Here is a 24718-nt window from a genome sequence, read left to right as displayed (position 1 = left end):
CTTCAGCCCAGGCGATCCCAGGTTGCAGCCACGTCGTCCCAGCGCGGCGGGTCGGCGCCCTCGCGGGTGCAGGTGACGGCCGCACAGGCTGCGGCAAAGGCGAGCGCCTTGCGCATTTCGGTCTGGCTCAATCCTCTCAGGGCCTCCCGGTCGATGCGGCCGAGCTTGCGCAGCGCGAACAACAGCCCCGCCTGGAAGGAGTCGCCGGCGCCGATCGTATCGACCACCTCGATCGCGGGGACCGCGACCTCGACCGCGCCGGCCTGCGCATGCCAGCCGAGCGCCCCCTTGGGACCCCGCGTGACGACGATCAGGCTGGCGCCGCGCGCCAGCAGCGCGTCCGCCCGCGCAGCGTAGTCGTCGTGGCCATGCAGATAGTCGAAATCGACATCCGACATCTTGATCAGGTCGGCGCTCGCGGCGAACCCATCCATCTCAGCGCGGTAGCCAGCCTTATCAGTCACCAGATTCGGACGGCAGTTCGGGTCGAAGGAGATCGTCACCGCGCCCTGCGTGGCGGCGATCAGCGCACGGGTCTCCGCGGCACCGAGATCGTGGATCAACGTGGTCGATCCGACATGGATGGCGTCGATGTCTGCAAAGGCAATACTGCCCGGCCGGAACGTCCACTTCCGCGCGGCGGTCTCGGCGTCGTAGAAGGCATACTGCGCCTCGCTGCCGACATGGCGCACGAAAGCGAGCGTGGTCTGGTCCGGGCTGCGCGCGGCGTAGCCGAGGTCGACGTGCGAGCCTTGGGCATGCGCCGCGATCATGGTGCCGAACAGGTCGGTCGAGATGCCACCGACGAAGCCCGTGGGCGCGCCGAGCCGCGCCACGCCGACGGCGACGTTCAGGCAGGAGCCGCCGACCACTGGCCGCAAGGCATCGCGCCCGTCGGCCAATCTGGCCGGGACGAAATCGATCAACGCGTCGCCGCAGCTCAGGATCATCAGCGTGCCTCCTCATCGGCACCATGCATCACGGAACGGCTCTCGCGATCAAGCGCTCGCAGCAAGCCGTGGATGCGCCGCTTGCGGCGATGGAAGGCCGCGATGTTCGGATCGGTCGGGTCGCTGAGACGCCCGAGCGAGGACATCGAGGCCATCGTATCGCCGATCGAGCGGAAAGCGCCGCTGGCGACCGCGCCGAGCATGGCCGCACCGAGCAGCACCGGCTCCTGGGTGCCCGGCAGCGCCACCGTCAATCCCGTCGTATCGGCCATGATCTGGCGTACCAGCGGGCTGCGTGAGGCGCCACCCGCCATGACCAGCGTCCGGCTGGTAACGCCGTTGGCGGCGAAGGCATCGATGACGTCGGCAAGGCCATAGGCGAGCCCGCACAACCCGGCCATGAACAGCCGCTCCATCGCGGAGACATCGGCATCGAGATCAAGGCCGGCAATGACGGCGCGCGAGTCCGGATCGGCATAGGGCGAGCGGTTGCCGAGAAATTCCGGGAGAATGTGAAGATCTCGCGCCAGCAGCGCCGCGCTGCCGGCATTCGGCACCCGCGCCATGATCCGTTTTTCGAGCAGGGTGATCAGGTCGAGCCCTTCCGCGCGCGCCGCAGCGGTCGCCTCGGCCGCGGCCGGGTGCGAGCGCAGCAGATGATCGATCGCCGCCCCCGCGGCAGACTGGCCACCCTCGTTGAGCCAGAACCCAGGCACCATGCCCTGATAATACGGTCCCCACACGCCGGACACGAAGGACGGCACCCGCGTCGTCGCCATGATGCAGGCCGAAGTCCCCATGATGTAGGCGAGCCGGTCGCAGACATCGACCTCCCCGCCGTCAGCCGCGCGGCCACCGATGGCGCCGATGCCGCCGGCATGGGCATCGATCAGCGCGGCTCCGACCGGCGTACCCGCGACGAGCCCGAGTTGTTCGGCCGCGTCCTGCGACAGCCCACGGCCGAGCGGCGTACCGGGCGCGACGATCTCGGTGCCGATCCGCGCGTAATCCTCGCGGACGAAATCCTCCAGCCCGATACGGCGAAAAAAGGCCGCGCTCCAGCACGTCTCGTGCGCCAGATAATTCCATTTACAGGTGACCGTGCACATCGAGCGTGCCAGAGAGCCTGACGCACGCCAGGTGAGGAAGTCGGCGAGATCGAAGAAATGGCCGGCCGCATCGAAACTCTTGCGCAGATGCCGCTTCAGCCACAGCAGCTTCGGCATCTCCATTTCCGGCGAGATCGAGCCGCCGACATAGCGCAGCACCTCGTCTTCGGTGGCATTGATGTCGCGCGCCTCCGTCAGCGCGCGATGATCCATCCACACGATGACATTGCGGCTGGCGTCGCCGGAGCCGCTGACGGTGACCGGCGCGCCCTGGCGGTCCAGCACCACCAGCGAGCAGGTGGCATCGAAGCCGACCCCCTTGATCAGCTCCGGCGCGATCGCGGCCTCCGCTAGCGCGGCTTTGACCGACGCGCAGCACGCACGCCAGATGTCGTCGGACGACTGCTCGACGACATCACCGGCCTCGTGCCAAGTCTGGATCGGATGCCGCGCCGCGGCAAGCAGCCGGCCGTTGCCGTCAAAAATCCCGGCGCGCGTGCTGGTTGTGCCGACATCGACACCGATGAACGCCTGCCGCATGTTTCGCTCCCGTCAATTCTGACGCGAGCTTACCAGCAAGTGTAGCCGCCATCGACAACGACGACGCTGCCGGTCATCAAACTTGCCGCCTCGGAAGCGAGGAACAACACCACCGAGGCAATCTCCTCGACCTGACCCATGCGGCCCATCGGGGTTCCGCCGATCCAGGCGTCGTACATGCGCGGATTGCTCTTCACGAAGGCGTTCAGCGGCGTCTCGATATAGGTCGGCGCGACCGCGTTGACGCGGATGCCGCGCGCGCCCCATTCGGCCGCCAGCGACTTGGTCAGATGGTGCACCGCAGCCTTGGACGCGTTGTAGAAGCACTGCTCCTGCGGCTTGTTGACGATGAAGCCGGACATCGAGCCGATGTTGACGATGGCGCCACTGTTGGCCGCCAGCATGTGCTTGCCGAAGGCGCGGCAGCACCAGAAGGTGCCGTTGAGATTGACGTCCAGCACGTTCAGCCAGTGCTCGTCGGTGACGGTCTCGGCCGGCGTCTCGCTGCGCGCGATGCCGGCATTGTTGACGAGGATGTCGATGCCGCCGTAGCGCGCGACCAGATCGTCGGCCACCTCGTTGACCTGAGCCGAGTTGGTGACGTCCATCAGCGCGGTCTCGGTGTCATAGCCCTTGGCCTTCATCGCCGCCTGCCCGTCCGCCGCCGCCTTGGCGTCGCGATCGGCGATCACGACATGCGCGCCCGCCTCCGCCAGCGCCTCGACGCAAGCCAGGCCAATGCCCTGCCCGCCGCCGGTGACCAACGCGGTCTTGCCGTTCAGTTTGAATTTTTCGAGATACATCGTCGTGGTCCGTTGTTGTCGTTGACGCCCGGAGGGGACGTCACCTCTCATGCGAAGATCGAATTGCCGCTCTCGTCGAAGCGGTAGATGCGGCTGGGCTCGGGCCGCAGCGTCACAGTGTCGCCGGCACCGAGTCGTTTCTCGCCGACGACGCGCACGGTGAGCGTCCCGAGCGCGCCGGCATCGACGTACAGAAAGGTGTCGCTGCCGAGATGCTCGGCGATCACCACCTTGCCGGGCCAGCCCTCGCCGCCGTCGTCGACGACCGCGACATGCTCGGGCCGCACGCCGATCGTGGTCGCATGGTGTTTGTCCGCTTCCGCGCCGGTGATGAGGTTCATCTTCGGCGAGCCGATGAAGCTGGCGACGAACAGATTGGCGGGGCGCTGATAGAGCTCGATCGGCGAGCCATATTGCTCGATGCGGCCGGCGTTCAGCACCACGATCTTGTCGGCCATGGTCATGGCCTCGACCTGGTCGTGCGTCACGTAGATCGCGGTGGTGCCGAGCTGCTTCTGCAGCCGCGTCACCTCGAGCCGCATCTGCACGCGCAGCGCGGCATCGAGATTGGACAGCGGTTCGTCGAACAGGAACGCTTTGGGCTCGCGCACGATGGCGCGGCCGATCGCGACACGCTGGCGCTGGCCGCCGGACAGCTCGCGCGGCTTTCGATCGAGATAGGGCGTGAGGTTCAAGGTGGCCGCGGCCGCCTCGACCTTCTGGTTGATCTCGGCCTTGGGCAGCCCGGCCATCTTCAGGCCGAAGGCGATGTTGCCGCGCACGCTCATATGCGGATACAGCGCGTAGGACTGGAACACCATCGACAGCCCGCGCTTGGCCGGTGGCACATCGACGACATTGTTGCCGTCGATCAGGATCCGTCCGCCGGAGACGTCCTCAAGTCCCGCGATCAGCCGCAGCAGCGTAGTCTTGCCGCAGCCGGAGGGGCCGACGAACACCACGAAGGCGCCGTCGGGAATGTCGAGATCGGCGCCCTTGATGATGTGGACCGGCCCGAACGATTTCTGCACACCTTCCAGCGTGATCCGTCCCATGGTCAGCCCTTTCGTTACTTCACTGCGCCGAAGGTCAGTCCGCGCACGAGCTGCTTCTGGCTGAACCAGCCGATGATCAAGATCGGCGCGATCGCGAGCGTGGACGCCGCCGACAGCCGCGCCCAGAACAGGCCTTCCGGGCTCGAATAGGACGCGATGAAGGTCGTCAGCGGCGCCGCATTCAAGGTCGACAGGTTCAAGGTCCAGAACGCCTCGTTCCAGGCCAGGATCAGGTTCAGGAGAAGGGTCGAGGCCAGCCCCGGGATCGCCATCGGCGTCAGGACGTAGATCAGCTCGCGCCCGATCGTGGCGCCGTCCATCCGCGCTGCCTCGAGGATGTCCTTCGGGATCTCCTTGAAGTAGGTGAACAGCATCCAGATCACGATCGGCAAATTGCCGAGGCACAGGATGAAGACCAGCCCGGTGCGGGTGTCGAGCAGACCGAAATTCTTGTAGATGAGATAGATCGGCACAAGCACGCCGACCGGAGGCATCATCTTGGTCGAGAGCATCCAGAGCAGGATGTCCTTGGTGCGCTTGGTCGGCGCAAACGCCATCGACCACGCCGCAGGGATCGCGATCAGCATCGCGATCAGGGTCGAACCGCCGGCGATGATCAGCGAGTTCAGCGCGTGGTGCAGATAGTCGCTGCGCTCCTGCACGGTGACGTAGTTCTCGGTGGTCCAGTGGAAGAACAGGAACGACGGCGGCGTCGCGAACGCCTCCAGCTCGGTCTTGAAGCTCGCCAGCGCCATCCACAGGATCGGGAAGAAGATCACGAAGCCGGCCAGCCAAGCGGCCACGGTCGAGATCGCGACATGACGTCCAGTGACCTTGCGCGCCATGGTCAGGCCTCCAGATTGCGGCCGACGATGCGGACCAGGAAGAAGGCGACGATGTTGGCGATGACCACCGCGACGAGGCCGCCGGCCGAGGCGGTGCCGACGTCGAACTGGATCAGCGCCTGGGAATAGACCAGGAAGGCGATGTTGGTGGTCTGCAACCCCGGCCCGCCGCCGGTGGTGACGAAGATCTCGGCGAACACCGTGAGCAGGAAGATGGTCTCGATCAGGATCACCACCGTGATCGGGCGCGCCAGATGCGGCACGGTCAGATAGATGAAGCGCGACACCGCGCCGGCGCCATCCATTTCGGCGGCCTCCTTCTGCTCCTCGTCGAGCGACTGCAGCGCGGTCAGCAGGATCAGGGTCGCGAACGGCAGCCACTGCCAGGCGACGATGAAGATGACCGCGAGCAGCGGCGCGTCGGTGAACCAGTCGATCGGCGTCAGCCCCAGCGAGGTCGCGATCCAGGCGAACAGGCCGGACACCGGGTGCATCAGCAGGTTCTTCCAGACCAGCGCGCTGACCGTCGGCATCACGAAGAACGGCGCGATCACCATCAGACGGATGATGTTGCGGCCGATCACGGGCTGGTCGAGCAGGATCGCGAGGGGAATGCCGAGACCGATGGTCAGCAGCAGCACCGAACCGACCAGCACCAGCGTATTCTGCAGCGAGGCGAGGAAGGCGGGATCGGTGAGGAAGTAGGTGAAGTTCTCGAAGCCGACGAAGCTCTCCGAGCCGGGATCGAGCAGGCTGTAATGCAGGGTCGAGAAATAGATCGTCAGCGCCAGCGGCACGATCATCCAGATGAACAGCAGGATGACCGCTGGCGACATCAGCGCGCGGGCGAGGAGTTGCGTCTGTCTGGTGGCCATTGCCGCTGTCCATTTGCTCGATGAACACTGCCGTCATTGCGAGCGAAGCGAAGCAATCCACAATCACGGGGGGACTTTGGATTGCTTCGTCGCCTTCGGCTCCTCGCAATGACCACGCCGCCGTGAGAATAAAGCCTCGGGCTCGGTGCACCTCGCCCCGCCCGCGGGGAGAGGATTGCATCGGCAGATGCAATCCGGGTGAGGGGGACTCTCCGCGAGCGCGGTATTCGTGGAGAGTCCCCCTCACCCCAACCCTCTCCCCGCAAGCGGGGAGAGGGAGCGCACCGTCGTCCGGGCGAGAGCTCGAACAACGTTGGAGAGAAAATGCGGCCATCCCTGTGGGGAGGGATGGCCGCCAGTGATCAGCTCGGGAGGAGTTTCGTGTCGAGCTGATAACTTTGCGCGCCTATTTGATGTAGCCGGCGCGCTTCATCTCGCGTTCGGTGGAGGACTGTGCCGCCGCGAGCGCCGCATCGACGGTCATCGAGCCGGCCAGCGCAGCGGAGAACTGCTGCCCCACCGCGGTGCCGATGCCCTGGAATTCAGGAATCGCGGCGTATTGCACGCCGACGTAAGGCACCGGCTTGACCGTCGGCTTGTTCGGATCGGCGGCATCGATCGAGGCCAGGGTCAGCTTGGCGAACGGCGCGACCTTCAGGTACTCCTCGTTCTTGTAGAGCGAGGTGCGCGTGCCCGGCGGCACGTTGGCCCAGCCGTCCTTCGACGCGACGAGCTTCAGATAGTCCTTGCTGGTCGCCCAGGCGATGAACTTCTCCGCCGCCTCGACCTTCTGCGAGCCGGCGGGCACCGCGAGGCTCCACGCCCACAGCCAGTTGGCGTTCTTGCCGAGGCCGGTGTTCGGCGCCAGCGCGAAGCCGACCTTGTCGGCGACCTTCGACTCCTTCGGGTTGGTCACGAACGAGGCCGCCACGGTCGCGTCGATCCACATCGCGCATTTGCCGGAGTTGAACAGCGCGAGGTTCTCGTTGAAGCCGTTCGAACTGGCGCCGGGAGGGCCGGCCTCCTTCATCAGCTCGACATACGTCGTCAGCGTCTTCTTCCATTCCGGCGTGTTGAACTGCGGCTGCCATTTCTCGTCGAACCAGCGCGCGCCGAACGAATTCGACATCGCGGTCAGGAACGCCATGTTCTCGCCCCAGCCGGCCTTGCCGCGCAGGCAGATGCCGTACACGCCGCCCTGCTTGTCGGTGAGCTTCTTGGCGGCGTCGACGACGAAGTCCCAGGTCGGGCTCTCCGGCATCTTCAGCCCGGCCTTGTCGAACAGGTCGGTGCGGTACATCACGAACGAGCTCTCGCCGTAGAACGGCGCTGCATAGAGCTTGCCGTCGACCGACACGGCGTCCTTGATCTTGGGCAGGATGTCGCCCGCATCATAGTCGGCACCGAGCTTGTCGAGCGGCACCAGCCAGTTCTTCTTGGCCCAGATCGGCACCTCATAGGTGCCGATGGTGAGGATGTCGAACTGGCCGCCCTTGGTGGCGATGTCCGTCGTCACGCGCTGGCGCAGCACGTTCTCTTCCAGCGTCACCCATTTCACGGAGATGTCGGGATTGGCCTTGGTGAACTCGCTGGTGAGGCCCTGCATCCGGATCATGTCACCGTTGTTGACGGTGGCGATCGTCAGACTCGTCTCCGCCAGTGCGGGCGCATGTGTCAGCAGCGTGGCGGCGCCCAGCAGGGCGGCAAGCGTGCTCGTCCGAGTGAAGATGGTCTTCACGGTCTCCTCCCATTCCCGCGGTTATTGAATATATGCTCACGGGCTGGGCTGATGTTCACAACACTGATCGGGCTTTGTCAAGCATGCGCCGGCGCCCACAGGTTGTGCGGCGCGACAGGAATCCGATCTTTGATAGAACAATGCGCAGCAGCGCCGCGGGCCTTCACGCCAGGATGGCGCGCGCCGTGGCCTCGTCGGTGATCAGGCCGTTGATGAGCCGCCCGGTCAGCGCGGCGCGGATGGCCGGGATCTTCGCCGGTCCCAGCGCCGCCGCGATCGTCATCGCGCGGGCCGGCACCTCGGGCGGAATGCTGGTGAGCCTGCGGTTGGTGCCGCCGGCGATCACCCTGCCGTTGGCGTCATAGGCCCACCCGGTGATCTCGCCGATGGCCCCGAGCCGCATCATCTCGGTGAGCTCGTCGCGGGTGACGAAGCCGTCGACATGCATCTGCGCCTTCTGGTCCATCTGGCCGATGCCGACCAGCTTGAGGTCGGCCTTGTCGGCGACCGCCTTGACCTTGGCGATGGCATCGAGCCGGACCATGCGGTCGCGCTCGTCCTCGGTGCCCATCAGGAACGGCAGCGGCATCGGATAATGCCGCGCGCCGGTGCGGTCGGCGAGCCGGCCGACGGTGTCGAAGAAGCTGGCGGAGCCGTCGGCCAGGATGTTGCCGACCAGCGAGACGATCTGGTGCTCGGGCCGGTCGACCGGCGAGACGCGCTCGACCGCGGCGCGCACCGCCCGGCCCGTGCCGAGCGCGATGATGACCGGCGTCTCGGCGCGCAGCGTCGTCTCCAGCAGGTTGGCGCAGCGTTCGGCGATCCCCGCCGCGCCGGCCGGCGCGGCCGGATCGGTCGGGACCACCTCGCAGTGCACCAGCGCGAAGCGCGCCTTGAGCTGCGCGGCCAGCGCCATGCACGAGGCGATCGGATGCTCGAGCCGGAACGTGATCAGCCGCTCGGCAAGGCACAGCGACACCAGCCGCTGCGCCGAGGCGCGCGACACCTGCAGCATCCGGGCGATCTCGTCCTGGGTATGGCCCGCGATGAAGTACAGCCAGCCGGCGCGAGCGGCATCGTCGAGCCGTGATTTGTCGCTGTCGCCCGCCATGACGCCGAGCCGGCCTCCCTTTCAGAACACGTCTTCCCGGCCGAGCGCGGCCCGACGCTGATCGGCCTGCACTATGCCATGGCGCTCACGGCGCCGGGGACCGAGGCGCGCCACCATCCCCAGGAGGAACGCGGCAGGGTCATCCAGACCAGATCATATGCTCTGATCGTGGGCAATAGCCCAATCTCGGCAGGTTGCGCCCAGCGTCGCGGATCCTCGCTCGGCGCACGACGGCTGCGCATCCCCGCGGGATGCGGCGGCTCGGCCGGCCGCTTAGCTCGGGGGCATGGCCCTCCCCTCTCTCGTCCGCCCCCACCGCGCCGCTCCGGTGTTCGTCTGCCGCAATTGCCTGAAGCGCAGCGATGACCCCAAAGCATTGAACAAGGCCTTGAAGAAGGCCCTCAAGCACGCGCTGGAATCCCGCGGCAGCCCCGGCAACCGCGCAGGCGAGAAGCCCGCCCGCGTCATCGCGACGAGCTGCTTCGGCCTCTGCCCGAAGCGGGCGGTCGTGGTCACCGGGGGCGTCCACGCGGCACGCGGCGAATATGTGCTCGTCTCCGCAGCCATGGATGTGCCCACCGCCTTGGCGCTGCTGCGCGACGATCCAAACGGGCCGCGTTGAGTTCGTGATGGTGAACAAAACCTTGAGCCGGACGCTCGAGTCTCATCGGCGGTCTTGACACTTGCTTGGTGCGCCGCGGGCTTAGCTGGCGCATCACGTCATCAGCAAGCGCCGCCATGAGTCCCACCGCCACCATCGCAGTCTCCGGCATGCAAGCCGCCTCGCGCCGGCTCGAGGTGTCCGCCTCGAACGTCGCCAATGCCAGGAGCACGGGCGCGCTGCCCAATGCCGACGGCACGCTGCCGGCCGGCGCGCCGAAGGCCTACGACCCGCTCGAGCTGGTGCAGAGCGACGTCGCCGGCGGCGGCACGCAGACGACCATCACGCGTTCGAGCTCGGGTACGTCCGCGAGCTACGATCCCACCGCGCCGTTCGCCAACAAGGATGGCCTCGTCGCCGCGCCCAATGTCGATCTCGCGCAGGAGATGATCAGCCAGCTCGTCGCCAAATACAGCTTCGCCGCGAACGCGAAAGTGCTGAAGGCGAGCGACGAGATGAGCCGCACCGTGATCGACATGAAGGTGTAGGCCGGCCTCGATAGCCCGGCGTCTCCCGCGTCAGCGCGAGAATACGGCGACTAGCCAGTGGATCAGCGTGGCACCGCCAATAGGCGCGACCATAAGCAGCATCATGTTGAAGCCGATCAGCACGAGCAGCAGCTTTTCACGCCGCGGCGACAGCCGTCGCTTCGGCGGCTCCGGCTTCGGATCATGCGGCCAGTGGCCGGGCAAGTCGACGAACATTGCGGCCCTCACCTGTCGCTGCAGAACGCCGGAGCGGGCGGACCGGATGCCCCTGCGGACGACGAGCATCGTAGCACGGCGAGATCATGGAGACGACCGACAGCGCGTCCTGCGCCGTGCTCACGCGGTGTCCTGACCCAGCTCGGCCAGCACCCCTGGCTCCACCAGCAGCCCCTGCCGCTCATAGCGCCCGCGCGTCCGGCTGAAGCGCACCACGACCGCATGGCGTTTGCTCTTCGCCTTGGCCCTCCGCGACAGCAGCGCGTTGCCGGCGGGCAGAAACACGAGATCGCCGAGACCGACGCATGAGAGACACGCCGGACCGCCATCCTCCATCATGAGGACATCGCCGGTCCCGCCGCAGCGATGACAGCTCCAGCCGTCCCGCGCCGGCGCGATCGCCACCAGCTCCGGCGCCCGGCTCGCCTTCACTGCCACGCGCTCGCGCTTCTTCTCGGAGAGCGCCGGCGAGACCCAATGCGTCCGGAACAGCTCTTCAAGTTGCGGATCATTGCTGCGGCTGAACCGCAGCGGCTGCCGGCTTGGCGTCTGTGCGACATAGGCGGTCTCGCTCGGGCTCGGCCCCTTGGATGCGCGGGAGACCGGAGCGTGTGACCTCCTCCAGCGACCCAACCTGCCCACGCCGCCACTGCTCCAGCAGCGACGCATCGAGCCAGCCGAGGCCACAGAACAGGTCGGCGACGCTGACGTAATGCTGGTCGGCCAGCAGCGCCTCGGCCACCCTGGCGACCCGATCGGACAGCGGCTCGTTGTTCCTCCGGCTCATCACGACACCTGCAAAATCGTGCACGCTGACAAGGCGCGCATTATCCAGCAGAGCCGACCGCGATCAAGAGCGGCGCGACCACGGCATCGGCCACGCCGTGACGCGGCCCGATCCAACTGCGTGGGGAGATCTCCTAGGCGCTTTTCGCGACCGCGCCCTGCCCCGTCCGCTCGCCGGTCACCTCGCCGGCCGGCTCCGGGCTCAGCCAGCGATAGATGAAGCCGCCGGCCGCGCCGCCGAGCAGCGGCGCCACCCAGAACAGCCAGAGCTGCGCCAGCGCCCAGCCGCCGACGAACAGCGCCGGCCCGGTGCTGCGCGCCGGGTTCACCGAGGTGTTGGTGACGTGGATGCTGATCAGGTGAATGAGCGTCAGCGCCAGCCCTATCGCCAGCGGCGCAAACCCGGCCGGCGCCTTGCCATGGGTCGCGCCCATGATGACGAACAGGAACATCATCGTCAGCACGAACTCGCTGAGCAGGCAGGCCCCGAGCCCATATTTGCCGGGCGAATGCTCCGCATAGCCATTGGCGGCAAAGCCGCTCGCCGTGCTGAAGTCCGGCGCCCCGCTGGCGATCGCATACAGCACGGCCGCGCCAACGATGGCGCCGACCACCTGCGCGATGATGTAGGGCACGATCAGCCCGGTCGGGAAACGCCCGCCACACGCCAGTCCCACGGTGACAGCCGGATTGAGATGGCAGCCCGAGATGTGCCCGATCGCATAGGCCATGGTCACCACGGTGAGCCCGAACGCCAGCGCCACGCCGAGCATGCCGATCCCGACATCCGGCACGCCGGCCGCGATCACCGCACTGCCGCAACCGCCGAACGTCAGCCAGAACGTCCCGATCGCCTCCGCCACGAGCTTGTTGTTGATGCCGTTCATCATCGCCTCCCTGGGTGCGTGTGATTGGCTGGAGCCTGCCTCTCCCGTCAATGGAGAAGATGATCACTTCGACAACCTGGAGTCAAAGGCGGATTCGCGGTCGGCCGTGGGATGCCTGTGACTTTGAGTCAGAAAGAGTCCGACCGTTCGTAGTTCGTAGGGCGGATGAGCGAAGCGTCATCCGCCAGCTTACGCTGCTTGCCAACAGTCGTCGGCGCTCATTCCTGGCGGAAGCTCGTTCCTGCCGTGAACCAGCTTGATCGGCGAGGGGTTGCTCATCGAGCTTGCGGCCGACGGTCCAGGCCGACATCGATGATCCCGCATGGCGGATGATGCTCCGCTCATCCGCTACGTGCTATCGATTTTGCCGACATGCCGGCGAGAGCATCGGCACGTTCGCCCACGGCCAATTGTGCCAGCGCCCATCTTCGCCGACGCAAGCGGAGGATGTCGGAGGCGGGCTCGTTGTCGCATCCGCGGATGCGTCAAGCGCGGCAAACCGGTGGTCGACATAGGTCGTGGACACGTACCCCGCGACGGTCACCACCAGAACGACCGCAAATCCCTTGGCTGAGTCACTCCAGCGCATGTCATCACCTCGCGTGTTCGGCGTGCCAGGACCACACGGGACGACATTGACGCGCCATCGCGTGGCGGGCTGTGAGAAAGATCACATCGACGTCTAGCCCTGCCCCGACAAATATTGACCTACATCAATACGCGAATGCAAAATTGAACTTAAAGTTGCAACGATAATAATGAAGAGTATTTGAAATGAAGAATTCAACCAAAAGGAGCGTCAAACGCGGCCTCGCTACAAAGAAGACCTCCGCTACCAAGAAGGCCTCCACTGCAAAGAAACAAACCAAGAAGGAGTTTCCTGAGATAAGGTGCGGAGAGCCGTGTCCAAAGTGTGGCCGTGCATGCAACAAAAAAGAAGGGCATTCAGGAAATCACCGTGATTCCGGAGTGCACACTTGGTAACGAATTCGACGTTACATGCACACCGGCACGCCTCGTTCTCTTGGTCGTTTGAGGTCCGCCCTGAACTTGGACCTGATTGCTGACATCGTGACGGTCGAAACTCCCTCAATCATCTTCGTCAGTTCGCGTGTCGTGATGCTCGGGTGAGATTGCGTCTTTGATTTTCGTTTTGATAGCACCCGCGCTCTCGCGAGTTTCAAGCTGCGCATTACGGTGACGCTGCATGAAACTCCGGGCCGCAGTGCGCGACCGCTCGGCGGCCGTGGCCCGGTCACGCCGCTCGCGGCTTGTTCACCGTCTCGATCCGGTCGAGAGTCTTGCCGAGGTCGCGCTTCGCGATCTGGACGTCATAGTCCGTCTGCAGGTTGAGCCAAAGCTCGGGCGTCGTGTCGAGCGCCTTGGCGAGCCGAAGCGCGGTGTCGGCGGTGATGCCGTTCTGCTCGCTCGCGATCCGCTCGATTCGTGTCCGCGGCAGGCCACACACCTTGGCGAGAGCGCCCGCGGAGATCCCGAGAGGATCGAGGAACTCCTCCCGCAGAACCTCACCGGGATGCATGGGTTTCAGCTTCTTGGTCATTGCAGTGCCTCTTAGTGATAGTCCACGACCTCGACGTCCGCCGGACCTTCCGCCGTCCAAACGAAGCACACCCGAAATTGATCATTGATGCGAATCGAATGCTGCCCCTGACGATCCCCCGTCAGCGCCTCCAGCCGATTGCCCGGAGGCGATCGCAAGTCGCGGAGATCGGCTGCAGCGTTGAGGTAACGCAGCTTCCGGCGGGCCACTTTTGACAGATCCGACGGAAAGCCCTTCGGGTTCTCGCCGTCGAAGACAGCCTCGGTGATCTTGTCGCGGAAGCTTCTGATCATGTGCCAACGTATGTATCATTTAATGATACATACGTCAAGCAATGGCGATGTCTCTGAGCTGCTCGCGCTGTTTCTGCCAACTCGTATGTCGGCCAGCGTATCCCAGCCCTGTACAAACTGCCCGTCGTGCTGATTCCCCTTGGGTCGTCGGGCAAATCACCTGCACATTTCCCGCCATCCCGCCCGCACTGAGAGGGGCGCATCGCGATCGTCACGAGACGTTGCGGCGGGGAGCGGTGGCCGCGGGGCGACGCAGCATCTCCTTTGGGGTGCGGACGAACGTCGTTCCGTGGACGGTCAAGCCGTGTGGTCCCGACACCCCGATGCTGGTGTCTTGGTCGGCGACATCCCGATGACGGGGGCAAGCAAGCCCGGTCCCCTGGGAGAGCGCGGAGCAGCCGTTCAAACCATCGCGCAGGGAAGGCCGGGTTGTTTCCGGCTGAGCCTGTGGTTCCTGCCCCGTGCACTTCTTTCGCACGGGGGCCATGGGTGCCAGTCGGCACTCGGCCTTCCCTGCGCCCTCTCAATTGATGAGGACGCTCACATGCAGCGGAGCTCGGGCCAATCCAGCCGCGAGGTTGCGAGCGCATGGGCGCGAGCTACGGCGACGAGCGGCAGGCTGTTTGACAAGGTTGATCGGAGATCAGAGAGCGGGTCTCAAGCGAGACTTGGGGGGCTCAAACGCCCGGCTTCGCCAAGAGGCTTCGCCGGGCACGCTTCGCCCGTTGGGCTACAGCGCGGCTGCGCCACGCGTAGCCCAACGGGCGAAGCGTGGTGCCCAGGGGCGGAATCGAAAATTTCTCTATCAGCATGATTAATATGATGTTTTTCGCGCTCCAAAGGCATCGTGTACCTGCCAGTGTACCCGACGATCATCTCTCCTCCGCCACAGTTTACCCCCCGCTCTGGCCTGAGCTACGTGGAGAATCTCCGCTGGCTGATCGATGAAGGCCCCCGCCAGTACGCGCCGAGAGAATGTTCTCGCGCTGGCCATGATGCGTCCGGCGAATTCGAGCTCATTGGCCCGAAAAGACGCGAGCGAGCCGCGATCCAAAGAGGGGAGTCAAAATGCACCCACGCCATGGCAACTTTGGCTCTTAAGATTCCGAAGTCGAGTGCGCGACGCGCAACTCCCCTCCTAGCGGGGCCGGACTTTAGGCGATGCCGCGGCGGAGACCGCCCCCCTTGCGGTACTGACGCCCCAGTGGCTAAACAGCCGCGGGGTGGCGTCAATGGCCTCGCAAACAACCGGAACACCAGTTTATGTCCCATGGACTAATGATCGCAGCGATAGGCGGTGCTTATGCCGGCTCGCCGGTCGCGGCAGCGTTCGTGCAAGCCGGCCACCCGGCGATCGGATTTGACATCGACGTCGTCCAAATGGCCAAGCTAGAAGACGGTAGGGACAGCAGCTATGAGATCCCGTCGGCCACTCTGAATCGGCCGGACTTGCACTTCACCACCGATCCGAGCGAGACGGCCGCGGCTGCTTGCGTCTTCGTCACCGTTCCGATTGACAGTGCCCACCAAGCCGATCCGGGCTCGGTACTCCCGGCCACGCGTGCCCTCGGGAAGGTGCTTGAAAAGGAGTTCGGCCGTCCGCCCATCATGAAGATGTTTCCGATGCAGCCGGAGACGTCGAGACGAACTATGCCGATGTCAGCGACCTCGAACGCGACATCGGCTTCCGGCCGGCGACGTCGATCGCCGACAGCATCGGACGTTTTGCAAAATGGTACCGCGACTACCATCGGATTTGACGGGTTGATTTCATGACCGGACGCATCATTCCTCTCATCATGTGCGGCGGCGCCGGGACCCGGCTCTGGCCGGCCTCGCGCGAGGTCAGGCCGAAGCAGTTCCTGCCGCTGTTCGGCGCCCGTTCCACGTTCCAGGACACGCTGCTGCGCGTCTCCGATGCCGATCTTTTCGAGCGGCCGATCATCATCACCAACCTGGCCTATCGCTTCATGGTGCTGGAGCAACTGGCCGAGATCGGCATCGAGGCCGACGTCGTGCTGGAGCCGATGCGGCGCGATTCAGGCCCGGCGATCGCCGCCGGAGCCGCTTTCGCCCAGTCGCGCCATCAGGACGCCGTCGTGCTGGCGCTGGCGGCCGATCACGTCGTTCGCGACACCGCGGCTTTCCTCGCGGCGTGCCGCCAGGGGCTCGCTGCCGCCGAGGCCGGCCGCATCGCCACCTTCGGCGTCAATCCGGAGCGCGCGGCCACCGAATATGGCTATATCAGCCCGGGTGCACCGGTATGCGGGGAGGTGCGGGCGGTCGCAAAATTCGTCGAGAAGCCGGATCAGCCGACCGCCGAGCGCTACATTCGCGAGGGCTATCTCTGGAACAGCGGCAACTTCATGTTCCGCGCGTCGGTCCTGCTCGACGAATACCGCAAATTCGATGCCGCCAGCGTGCAGACGGTGACCGATGCGGTCGCCAAAGCCGCCCGCGACCTCGGCTTCATCATCCTCGACTCCGACGCCTTCGCCGCGGCCAAGCCGATCTCGATCGACTATGCCGTGATGGAGAAGACCGAGCGGGCGGCCGTCGCCCCGGTGTCGTGCGGCTGGTCCGACGTCGGCTCCTGGCATGCGGTCTGGGAACTGTCCGACAAGGACGGGCAGGGCAATGCCGCGCGCGGCACCGCCGTGTTCGAGGACTCCCGCAACTGCAACGTGGTCACCGACAAGGCGCTGGTCGCGCTCGAAGGCGTCGACGATCTCGTCGTGGTGGCGGCGCAGGATGCCGTGCTGGTGTCGCGCCAGCGCGATGCCAACGGCTTGAAGCGGCTGGTGGCCAAGCTCAAGACCGTCGCGCCCGAAGTAACCGAGGCGCACATCAAGGTGCACCGGCCCTGGGGCAGCTATCACTCGGTCGACAATGGCGAGCGTCACCAGGTCAAGCGCATCATCGTCAAGCCCGGCCAGCGGCTGTCGCTGCAGAAGCACTATCACCGCTCCGAGCACTGGATCGTAGTGCGCGGCGCGGCGCGGGTCACCATCAACGAGACGGTCAAGACCGTGCACGAGAACGAATCGATCTACATTCCGATGGGCGCAGTGCACCGGCTGGAGAACCCGGGCAAGATCCTCTTGGAACTGATCGAGGTCCAGACCGGATCCTATCTCGGCGAGGACGACATCATCCGCATCGAGGACGATTACCGCCGCGAGTAGGGCGGGGTCTCGCCGCGAATCACGCGAGCCGAGCTGGGGGCGATGCTCGGCAAGCCGCTGGCCTGCCTCCCGACTTTGACGGAGAACACGACCAAAACATCGGCCAGAAGCGAAGTCGTGACTTCCCGCATTGACACTTGAAATGGGGGAATAGCGTGAGTGTTTACTCAGGGTTATCGAGCACTCGGACGCGGAGATTTTGTTGGCAATATCAATCGCCTGTTTCACGCGCGGGGCGAGAAGGTGATTTTCCCAATCAAATGTGCACTGTGGGGATTCGGATTCGACTGCATCCAGCACTATCCCCGCGCGCAGCTCATTAGTACGCGATGACCGGACTTGGGGTAGCTACGGCTTGTCTGATCTTCCTACCAGGCCTTTTGGTTTTGCTGGCTTGGATCGATTTCAAGCGCAGAACAATACCCAACGCGCTGAATGCGACGATCGCCCTAATTGGGGCGTTTCGGGCAGCTGCCCTGGGCGGATTGCCTGCCGTCGTCGAAACAGTTCTCCAGGCAATGATCGTCGCTGCTGCCGTCTGGCTCCTACGCTGGCTCTATTTCGTCATCCGAAGGCAGCAGGGCCTGGGACTAGGCGACGTGAAGCTACTGACTGCGTCGACTTTTTGGGTTGGTTCGGTCGGCATCCCTCTCCAGTTGTTGTCCGCCTCACTATCGGCGCTCGCGGTAGTCGCCACCCTACATGCGGCTGGCTACTCCGTCACACGGAAGAGCGCGGTCCCGTTTGGACCATTTCTGGCTTTTGGGCTGCTCGTCACCCTTGCTGCGCAGGAAAGTCGATGGCTCGTTTGATTCGTATACATCCGGGCACCCGCAGGGGGATTCTCCCAGCCCTGGGCGTTTGAACCATCAAGCTTAGAACGTCGTCAGTTTCGGGAATAGAGCTGAAGGTCGATCGTGCACCCGCCACTGGAGCAGTGGAGTGCTTGCTGCATGGCGCTTTGGTCATCCTCAGTGGCGCCGATGCGCAGCTGCCGTTCTCGGTCACAACATCGACCATTCGGTCAGCGTATCCGTCAACACTGTTGGCTACTCAACGGCTCGTATAACAATCGCACTCCGATGATGACATCCTGCCTGACACTCTTCAGGCAGCCGTAGCCAAAGCTACCTCTCTCTTGTTGGGGAATGCCATACTCCCGTCGAAGCTCGGTCGTCCGTTTGACATCCTGTAGAAGTCCACCTCAACGCCGTTTGGCAGCCGTTGGACCTTGTTGATAGTCTGAACCTGACGATCCCACAAATATCGAATTCGATCATCCAGCCGCGCTCGCACACAATCGAGAACCTGCTTCTCAAGCCACGATAGGCGCGAATCGGCCCCAGATAGCCAGGCGAGAAGAGCTCTGATTACCTGCATGAGAAATCGCCCCCGCCGCTTCCCAACTCAGCGGTCCCCACGCCTATGCCCTTGTAGACCTTGGAATGCGATCCCACTGCAGCTTGAAGACGGTCGGCATCGGGTTCCGAGCCTTCCAATCTGCTAGAAATCGAGACATTTCCTCATTCGGACGTCCTGCAAAGTTTCGGTGCCACCGCGGCCCGTCGCACCTCGCGTCCAAGCGAAGCATTAGCGTACGAGACGATGATCCGTCGGGAACCCTCGATAATTCTTGTCCTGAAACTGAAACATGCCACGTCTCCGATTTAGCGAGCGCCTCAGGCCGTGCAGGGAAATCCCGGGCTGACGGCATTCGATATCGACGCATATGACAACGATCTGCCGCGCCTGCGCGAACTAACCGGGGAGCTCATTGCGTCGCTGATGGACGGCACGAAGCTGATACAGAGCGTCCGGGGCATCGTATCAGAACGTCGGCCGGACCTCACTCACACGGCGATCGAGGTACGTCGGCAGGCCGGCCTGCTTTCAACCGCGTGCCTCGGCGACGGCTTGGGCTATGCGGTGAACCGATTTGACCCGCGAACCTGCTCCCCCAAGCGATCTGCGTCCTCCTGATCCATCGACGACTCTTTGATCGACTTGATCACGAGGGCCTTGCCTCCTCAAGGGTTAGGACCCGCGAATTGAACAACTGTAGCCGCACAACCAAAAGAATCGATAGGGTCAGCCACCCCAGCACCAGAACCAGGACATAAGAGAATATGGGAGTGCCGAGAGTTCGTGGCCCGGCGATTCCAATAGGTACCGCCTCTTCGATCTCCGATAGCTCCGACGATGAACTCAGAAGCCGAGCGCCCCCCGCAGCTGCGCACCTCCCCCAGCGGAATCACACCTTGCCTCGGCCTGGTCTCAATGATCCGCTCAAGCCTTTGGCCCCGCAGCCTTTCGATGCCGACTTCGGACTCCCGCCGTCACCAACTTTCGGCGATAGCTCCTGCAATCATTCAGACCAATTCTAGCGGCTCACCCTAACGTTGTTGATAAAGCCACACAACCGTTGAAGGTATAATGCGACTTCTATCTTATGTCCCCCGTAAATCTACGGGGAAGCAGGCGAGGGGCATGGGATGTCGTCAGCGATCGGAGCGGCGGGACAAAGAGCGATCGAGCACTCTACAATCCAATATTTCGTATCCTCTTGGATTAGAAATACTGATTCTGGCTGTACTTTTGGCTTGAAGGTTCTTGCTCCGATTTTCCAGATGTTTCTCGGGGCGGCGCGTCAGTTTCGTTGCCTGGGACGAACCTGTTTCATTCTCGCGTGCGCCGCAACCGCAGCCGATGCAAACCCGCAATTGGGATATCCGATCGTCGTCAACAATATCCCTCTGACTACCCAGTACGTCACCGAGCCAGCCGCCGCTTGTCAGCTCGCAGCTTTGTACCCGCAATATATCATCATCGGCTTTTACGATTATGACGTTCATTTGCCGTTGAAATTCAACGGCGTCGAAGTTCGCCCGAACGGCAGCCTTATATGCTACGTTGCCGACGCCACCCGAGTGGCGTACGAGATCAACATCACATCGCCCGACTGCGTCTCCGGCTACGCACTGCAGAGAGGAGTGTGCACAAAGGATCCGAGCCGCGGCCCCCCGAACAGCCACGCCCCCGCGCCGCAGAACAACCCCGATCCGTGCACAACTGATCCGAGCGTTGGCAATCCGATCTCACTCTCGGGATCTTCGAAGTCTGAGGATGCCGTCGACTTCGTGTCGGGAGGAGCGCGCCCGCTCGGGCTTGTACGCCACTATCGAAGCCGCGGAACGCCGGGACAACGGCTAGGCACGGCACGGTGGCACTTCGACTTCGAGTACGAGATACTCGTTGGCAACACCGTTGCCGTGTTCTCGCCAGACGGCGTCGAATACGATTTCAACCAGCCGACGCCGGGGGTCTACGCGAGCGCCTACAGCGACTCGAAAGTATCGCTGACGAGCTTCGACAATGGCGGCACGAAGCTCTTCTCGTTCAAGGACGAGAATGATCGAACGGTCATTTTCATACAGAGCGGGAATACCTATTGGCCCAAATCGATCACGGAAAGGAACGGCGTCAGCAAGGACATCATCGCCAACACAGCCGTGCATCCCACGCGAATCGACTCCATAGGATTCGCCGATTCGAGGCATATCGATTTTCGCTACGAGACGAGCGCCTCGGGAGCCCCTCTCCATGTCTCGACCGCAACATTTTACACCTATGCGCAGAGCACAGGCCCCACTGAATACTTCAAGATCGACTACGGATATACGAACGGCAACCTGACGACTGTCACGAGGTCGGAAAAGAACAACGGAGTATGGCAGCAGCTCGATGTGACGACGTATCACTACGAGAACACGACCTTTCCGGACCTTCTCACCGGAGTGACTGACGCCCGAGGCGTACGTTACGCAACTTGGACATACGATCCGGATGGGCGACCGATCTCCAGCTCGCACGCGGGTGGCGCAGACCTGACCACGGTTGTTTATGACGATGCTGCCGTGACCCGTACGGTCACCAATGCTCTTGGAAAGCAGGCTACCTACTCGTTTGCAAAGCGAGAGGGGACGATGAAGTCAGCAGGAGTGGTCGGCCAGGCGACCACCAATTGCCCCGCTTCGGCCCGATCCGTCAGCTACAATACGCTTGGGCAGGTCAGTCAGGTCGCCGATGACGAGGGACGCGTCACAGCCTATACGAGGGATTCTTACGGACGCCCGACCTCGATCGTACGCGGAAGTGGCACCGCAGCGGCGACTACCACGGGTTTCGTGTACGACAACACCTTTAATGTGGTCGCGCAACAGGTCGAACCTGGCCTGACCACGACATACACCTGGAGCGCGGCCGGTCAGCTGTCGCAAGTGACCCAGACCGACACGACGTCGCAGACGGCGCCGTATTCGACCAATGGACAGACGCGGACCTGGACGTTCAACTATACCGGGACGCTGCTGTCGAGCGTTGACGGCCCCCTCCCCGGCCCAGGCGATACGGTCTCTTTCTCGTACGATGCCAACGGCTATCCTGCCTCCTACACAAACGAGATCGGACAGGTCACGATCATCAACTCGGTCAATTACCGCGGACAGCCGACGCTCGTCACCGATCCCAACGGCGTCACCACCAGCCTTACCTACGACGCGCTCGGCCGACTACTGACTGTCACCGTCGACCCATCGGGATTGGCCGCGACGATGTCGCTGACATACAATGCAGTTGGCGATGTCACCAGAGTGACGCGCGCGAACGGCGCCTATCTGTCTTATACCTATGATGATGCGCGGCGGGTGGTTCAGATCCAGGATAATACTGGCGCATCCATCTCACTGACGCGCGATGCGATGGGCAACGTCACAGCGCGGCAGATCAAGGGATCTGACGGAACCATCCAGTTGGCGCAGACGGCCGTATTCGACGAACTCGGCCGACTGTTGAAGTTCATCGGGGCTTCAAAGCAGACTTGGGTTCACGGCTACGACAAGACCAATAATCGCGTCTCGATCACCGACCCGCGCTCGAATGTCTTCGGCTGGTCATTCGATTCGCTGAACAGGTTGATCAATTCGAAAGACGAGGAGGGCAACAGCGAGACGGTCACCCTCGATGGCAGAGATGAAGTAACCAGCTATAGCGATCCCCGCTCTCTCAACACCACTTTCGTGCGGAACGGCTTCGGCGACGTAATCCAGCGAACGAGCCCCGATACGGGCACGACCACCTATGTCTACGATGCCGCCGGCCGACCGACGCAAATGACTGACGGGCGTGGCGTCGTTACCAATCTGACCTATGACGCGGCAGGGCGCGTGTTGAGCAAGCAATATCCGGCTGCACCGGGGGAGAACGTCACATTTTCCTGGGATGGGACATCTGGCGGAAACAAGGGCGTTGGGCGCCTGACACGGATCGACGACGCCTCCGGGAGCATCGAGTGGACCTTCAATTCGCTGGGACAGGCCATTCAGGAGAAGAAGACAACAGCCGGGATCGTCTACCTCGTTGGCTATGCCTATGATCTCGACGGCAATCTGACCCGCATCACCTATCCATCCGGCCGGATCGTCAACTATTACCGCGGTGCAACGGGGCTCGTGAACACCGTGACGCAGCAGCCGGGCGCCGCAACTGCCGAAATGCTGCTCGCTAAGTGGGTGACTTACCAACCCTTCGGTCCATTGCAGTCGCTCTCGTACGGCAATGACCTAATCCTGTGGAAGACATTCACGCAGGACTACAATTTGAGCACCTTCGTGGTCGAGCAGGGATCGAATTCGGTCATCAACCGCGCCTATACCTACTGGTACGATGATTTCGACATCACCAATGTCTGGGACAACAATGTCGCCGGTCGGACCGACAACTATGTCTTCACTCCGAGTCATCGGCTGCAGAATGTCTACGGGGACTGGGGGACGCAGACCTATTGGCAGGACCCGGTCGGCAATCGGACCGGCGACGTCTTTACAAATGGTACAACCACCACGACAAGAGTTTTAGGCTATCCTTACAACAGCAATCTCTACGTCGGCACCACTGAGGGCACGAATACGCTGCGCAGCGTCACGAATGACGGAGCCGGCAATATCGTCACTGATGTCAGGGGCACTACGACCTACAACTACCGCTATAATAATCGTAATCGGCTCGATCAGCTCACAATCGGCACGACGGTGACCGCGAGCTACGTCTATGACGGGCTCGAGCGGATGGCCGTTCGGACCACCCAGAATATGACGCCATCGACGACGACCCACTATATCTATGACAGCTCTGGGCGGCTATTGGCCGAGGCTGGCGCGAACGGCACGACGCAGCGGGAATACGTCTGGCTGGATGATACACCCCTTGCGCTTTTTGCCGATCTAGACACGGCAACGCCTAAACAATGGTACGTGCATCCTGATCATCTCGATCGCCCGAGCAAGATGACCGACGCAAACCAGACCGTGGTTTGGGACGCATGGTACTGGCCTTACGGTGAGGTCCGCTCGATCACCGGAACCGCAAGCAACAACCTGCGATATCCGGGTCAGTATTTTCTCGTCGAGTCAGGGCTTCACTACAACTGGCATCGGCATTACGATGCATCGATTGGGAGATACACGCAGGCAGATCCGCTTGGGCTCGTCGCAGGGCCGAGCCTCTATGTTTACGCTGGCGGGAATCCTGTCTCTTTTACAGATCCGACGGGAGAATTCGCGTGGGGCCTCGCTTTTGCCGCAGCAGATATTGGACTTCAGCTCTACGAGAACGGCGGAAACTGGCGGTGCATTAACCTCGGAGAGGTTGGACTCAGCCTCGTCGGGGGGGGCCTCGCTGGCGCCTTGGAGAAGGGAGCGTTCCGATTTAAGGATTTTGGGAGTCATACTTGGAACGCGACACGCAAATGGATGAACAGGGAAGGCATTCAGCTGCTCGGGGAAGGGCAGGTAAGACATCATTGGCTATTGGAGCGGAACCAAGGCATAGGACGGATGGTACCGGATTGGATTAAGAACCAGCCCTGGAACACCAATCCCATCTCCGCGTCCCTCAATTCGACGCTCGCGCAGTATCCCGAGCTGGCTTGGGTGGCTGGCCCCGGATGGTCTAAGAGCCTAACGATCGGCGCAATTTTAGCGGGCACTTCACCCCGGGGAGGCGGATGTGACTGCAGATAGTGGGCCACGTACCTTGCTGTTCTTTGATGAGAGAAGAGAAACGATCCTGCCATATAGCAGCGATGCGTTCAAAGTCTCGACGGGTCCGAGAGAACGGGTCCTTGAGCGCTATCTCGGGGTAACTGTTTTGGATCGTGACGGGACAATCTGGCGGATTGATGAGATTCGCTTCGAGCATCTTTGGGGTGAAAGCCGTTGGCGAAGAATATTCAGCTTTTTGAATGGTGGGACCAGGAAGATATCGGTAACTCTGCGCCAGGCGCCTGAAGTTCGCTTTAGTGAGATGCGGCAGCGCGCCGTCAACTATATAACAAAACGTCCCGCACTCGTTGAGCAGTACTTTGACAAGACGGATCCTGAACAGGCTGTAAGTCAAGCGGCCCGGTCGTCAACGGCGTCAGAGCTCTTTGACGCCCTGGGAGCACCGGCGCCGTTAGACTGCCTCGACGCGCTCATTGCTGGGTCCTGATTCCTCGAAAAAACCAGCATGACTTCACCACTACATTGCAGTGATACGGCGGTTAACTGATGGACCGGCT

The 24718-nt window shown here is 63.0% G+C and carries 22 protein-coding genes; 8 read left to right on the top strand and 14 right to left on the bottom strand.

The genetic code is table 11. The annotated features are described in order from the left end of the window. Positions 1-2 precede the first annotated feature (2 nt). The 8 genes from QX048_RS20385 to QX048_RS20350 form a co-directional block, all read right to left on the bottom strand. Positions 3-950: a carbohydrate kinase gene (locus QX048_RS20385; RefSeq protein WP_315716335.1), complete on the bottom strand. Its 948-nt coding sequence runs from the start codon at positions 948-950 to the stop codon at positions 3-5. Next, positions 950-2599, bottom strand: a complete 1650-nt coding sequence (locus tag QX048_RS20380) for an FGGY-family carbohydrate kinase (RefSeq protein ID WP_315826536.1) — start codon at positions 2597-2599, stop codon at positions 950-952. Before QX048_RS20380 ends, QX048_RS20385 begins: the two co-directional genes overlap by 1 nt. Positions 2600-2628: 29 nt before the next feature. Then, the gene (locus QX048_RS20375; RefSeq protein WP_315826535.1) at positions 2629-3402 is read right to left on the bottom strand and encodes an SDR family NAD(P)-dependent oxidoreductase; all 774 of its coding nucleotides are present in this window, start codon (positions 3400-3402) and stop codon (positions 2629-2631) included. A 47-nt stretch (positions 3403-3449) separates the two neighbouring features. Next, positions 3450-4457, bottom strand: coding sequence for an ABC transporter ATP-binding protein (locus tag QX048_RS20370; RefSeq protein ID WP_315716338.1), 1008 nt, complete (start codon positions 4455-4457; stop codon positions 3450-3452). 14 nt (positions 4458-4471) lie between these two features. Further along, on the bottom strand, positions 4472-5302 hold the full coding sequence (locus tag QX048_RS20365; protein WP_315826534.1) for a carbohydrate ABC transporter permease: 831 nt from the start codon (positions 5300-5302) through the stop codon (positions 4472-4474). A 2-nt stretch (positions 5303-5304) separates the two neighbouring features. Next, a complete protein-coding gene (locus tag QX048_RS20360) occupies positions 5305-6177 on the bottom strand; it encodes a sugar ABC transporter permease (protein ID WP_315826533.1) in 873 nt (290 codons plus the stop codon). Between the two features lie 406 nt (positions 6178-6583). Beyond that, on the bottom strand, positions 6584-7915 hold the full coding sequence (locus tag QX048_RS20355) for a sugar ABC transporter substrate-binding protein (RefSeq protein WP_315716341.1): 1332 nt from the start codon (positions 7913-7915) through the stop codon (positions 6584-6586). Between the two features lie 163 nt (positions 7916-8078). Continuing rightward, positions 8079-9026, bottom strand: coding sequence for a sugar-binding transcriptional regulator (locus QX048_RS20350; RefSeq protein WP_315826532.1), 948 nt, complete (start codon positions 9024-9026; stop codon positions 8079-8081). Positions 9027-9402: 376 nt separating this feature from the next. Between QX048_RS20350 and QX048_RS20345 the strand changes: the two genes are divergently transcribed. Both QX048_RS20345 and QX048_RS20340 read left to right on the top strand, forming a co-directional pair. Beyond that, a complete protein-coding gene (locus QX048_RS20345) occupies positions 9403-9648 on the top strand; it encodes a hypothetical protein (RefSeq protein ID WP_315826531.1) in 246 nt (81 codons plus the stop codon). 116 nt (positions 9649-9764) lie between these two features. Beyond that, positions 9765-10175 (top strand): flagellar basal body rod protein FlgC, encoded by a 411-nt coding sequence (locus QX048_RS20340; protein WP_315716344.1) that lies wholly within the window; start codon positions 9765-9767, stop codon positions 10173-10175. 30 nt (positions 10176-10205) lie between these two features. Here QX048_RS20340 and QX048_RS20335 read toward each other — a convergent pair whose 3' ends face one another. The 6 genes from QX048_RS20335 to QX048_RS20310 form a co-directional block, all read right to left on the bottom strand. After that, positions 10206-10391: a hypothetical protein gene (locus QX048_RS20335; protein ID WP_315751364.1), complete on the bottom strand. Its 186-nt coding sequence runs from the start codon at positions 10389-10391 to the stop codon at positions 10206-10208. Between the two features lie 120 nt (positions 10392-10511). Then, positions 10512-10829 (bottom strand): hypothetical protein, encoded by a 318-nt coding sequence (locus tag QX048_RS20330; RefSeq protein WP_315826530.1) that lies wholly within the window; start codon positions 10827-10829, stop codon positions 10512-10514. Between the two features lie 70 nt (positions 10830-10899). Then, a complete protein-coding gene (locus QX048_RS20325) occupies positions 10900-11178 on the bottom strand; it encodes a hypothetical protein (RefSeq protein ID WP_315826529.1) in 279 nt (92 codons plus the stop codon). 133 nt (positions 11179-11311) lie between these two features. Further along, positions 11312-12064: an aquaporin Z gene (gene aqpZ / locus QX048_RS20320; RefSeq protein ID WP_315826528.1), complete on the bottom strand. Its 753-nt coding sequence runs from the start codon at positions 12062-12064 to the stop codon at positions 11312-11314. Positions 12065-13319: 1255 nt separating this feature from the next. Then, entirely contained in the window at positions 13320-13625 is a 306-nt protein-coding gene (locus QX048_RS20315) for a HigA family addiction module antitoxin (RefSeq protein ID WP_315751360.1), read from the bottom strand. Positions 13626-13636: 11 nt separating this feature from the next. Continuing rightward, positions 13637-13918, bottom strand: coding sequence for a type II toxin-antitoxin system RelE/ParE family toxin (locus tag QX048_RS20310; protein WP_315751358.1), 282 nt, complete (start codon positions 13916-13918; stop codon positions 13637-13639). A 1278-nt stretch (positions 13919-15196) separates the two neighbouring features. Here QX048_RS20310 and QX048_RS20305 point away from each other — a divergent pair. From QX048_RS20305 to QX048_RS20280, 6 genes are all read left to right on the top strand, one after another. Continuing rightward, positions 15197-15694, top strand: a complete 498-nt coding sequence (locus QX048_RS20305) for a hypothetical protein (protein ID WP_315716348.1) — start codon at positions 15197-15199, stop codon at positions 15692-15694. Next, positions 15691-17103 carry a mannose-1-phosphate guanylyltransferase/mannose-6-phosphate isomerase gene (locus QX048_RS20300; protein WP_315716349.1) on the top strand — a complete coding sequence of 471 codons (1413 nt, stop codon included), beginning with the start codon at positions 15691-15693 and terminating at the stop codon, positions 17101-17103. Before QX048_RS20305 ends, QX048_RS20300 begins: the two co-directional genes overlap by 4 nt. Positions 17104-17432: 329 nt before the next feature. Beyond that, complete coding sequence (locus QX048_RS20295) at positions 17433-17915, top strand: A24 family peptidase (RefSeq protein ID WP_315716350.1); 483 nt, start codon at positions 17433-17435, stop codon at positions 17913-17915. 874 nt (positions 17916-18789) lie between these two features. After that, positions 18790-19083 carry a hypothetical protein gene (locus QX048_RS20290; protein ID WP_315716351.1) on the top strand — a complete coding sequence of 98 codons (294 nt, stop codon included), beginning with the start codon at positions 18790-18792 and terminating at the stop codon, positions 19081-19083. 620 nt (positions 19084-19703) lie between these two features. Further along, entirely contained in the window at positions 19704-24179 is a 4476-nt protein-coding gene (locus QX048_RS20285; protein ID WP_315716352.1) for an RHS repeat-associated core domain-containing protein, read from the top strand. Continuing rightward, complete coding sequence (locus QX048_RS20280) at positions 24166-24648, top strand: hypothetical protein (protein ID WP_315716353.1); 483 nt, start codon at positions 24166-24168, stop codon at positions 24646-24648. The genes QX048_RS20285 and QX048_RS20280 overlap by 14 nt, the downstream gene beginning before the upstream one ends. The last annotated feature ends 70 nt before the right edge of the window (positions 24649-24718 follow it).

It is taken from the genome of Bradyrhizobium sp. SZCCHNS30572, from assembly GCF_032484415.1.
Taxonomy (GTDB): Bacteria; Pseudomonadota; Alphaproteobacteria; order Rhizobiales; family Xanthobacteraceae; genus Bradyrhizobium.
The sequence above is the reverse complement of the archived record's forward strand: the minus strand, read 5'-3'. Positions and strand labels throughout refer to the sequence as shown.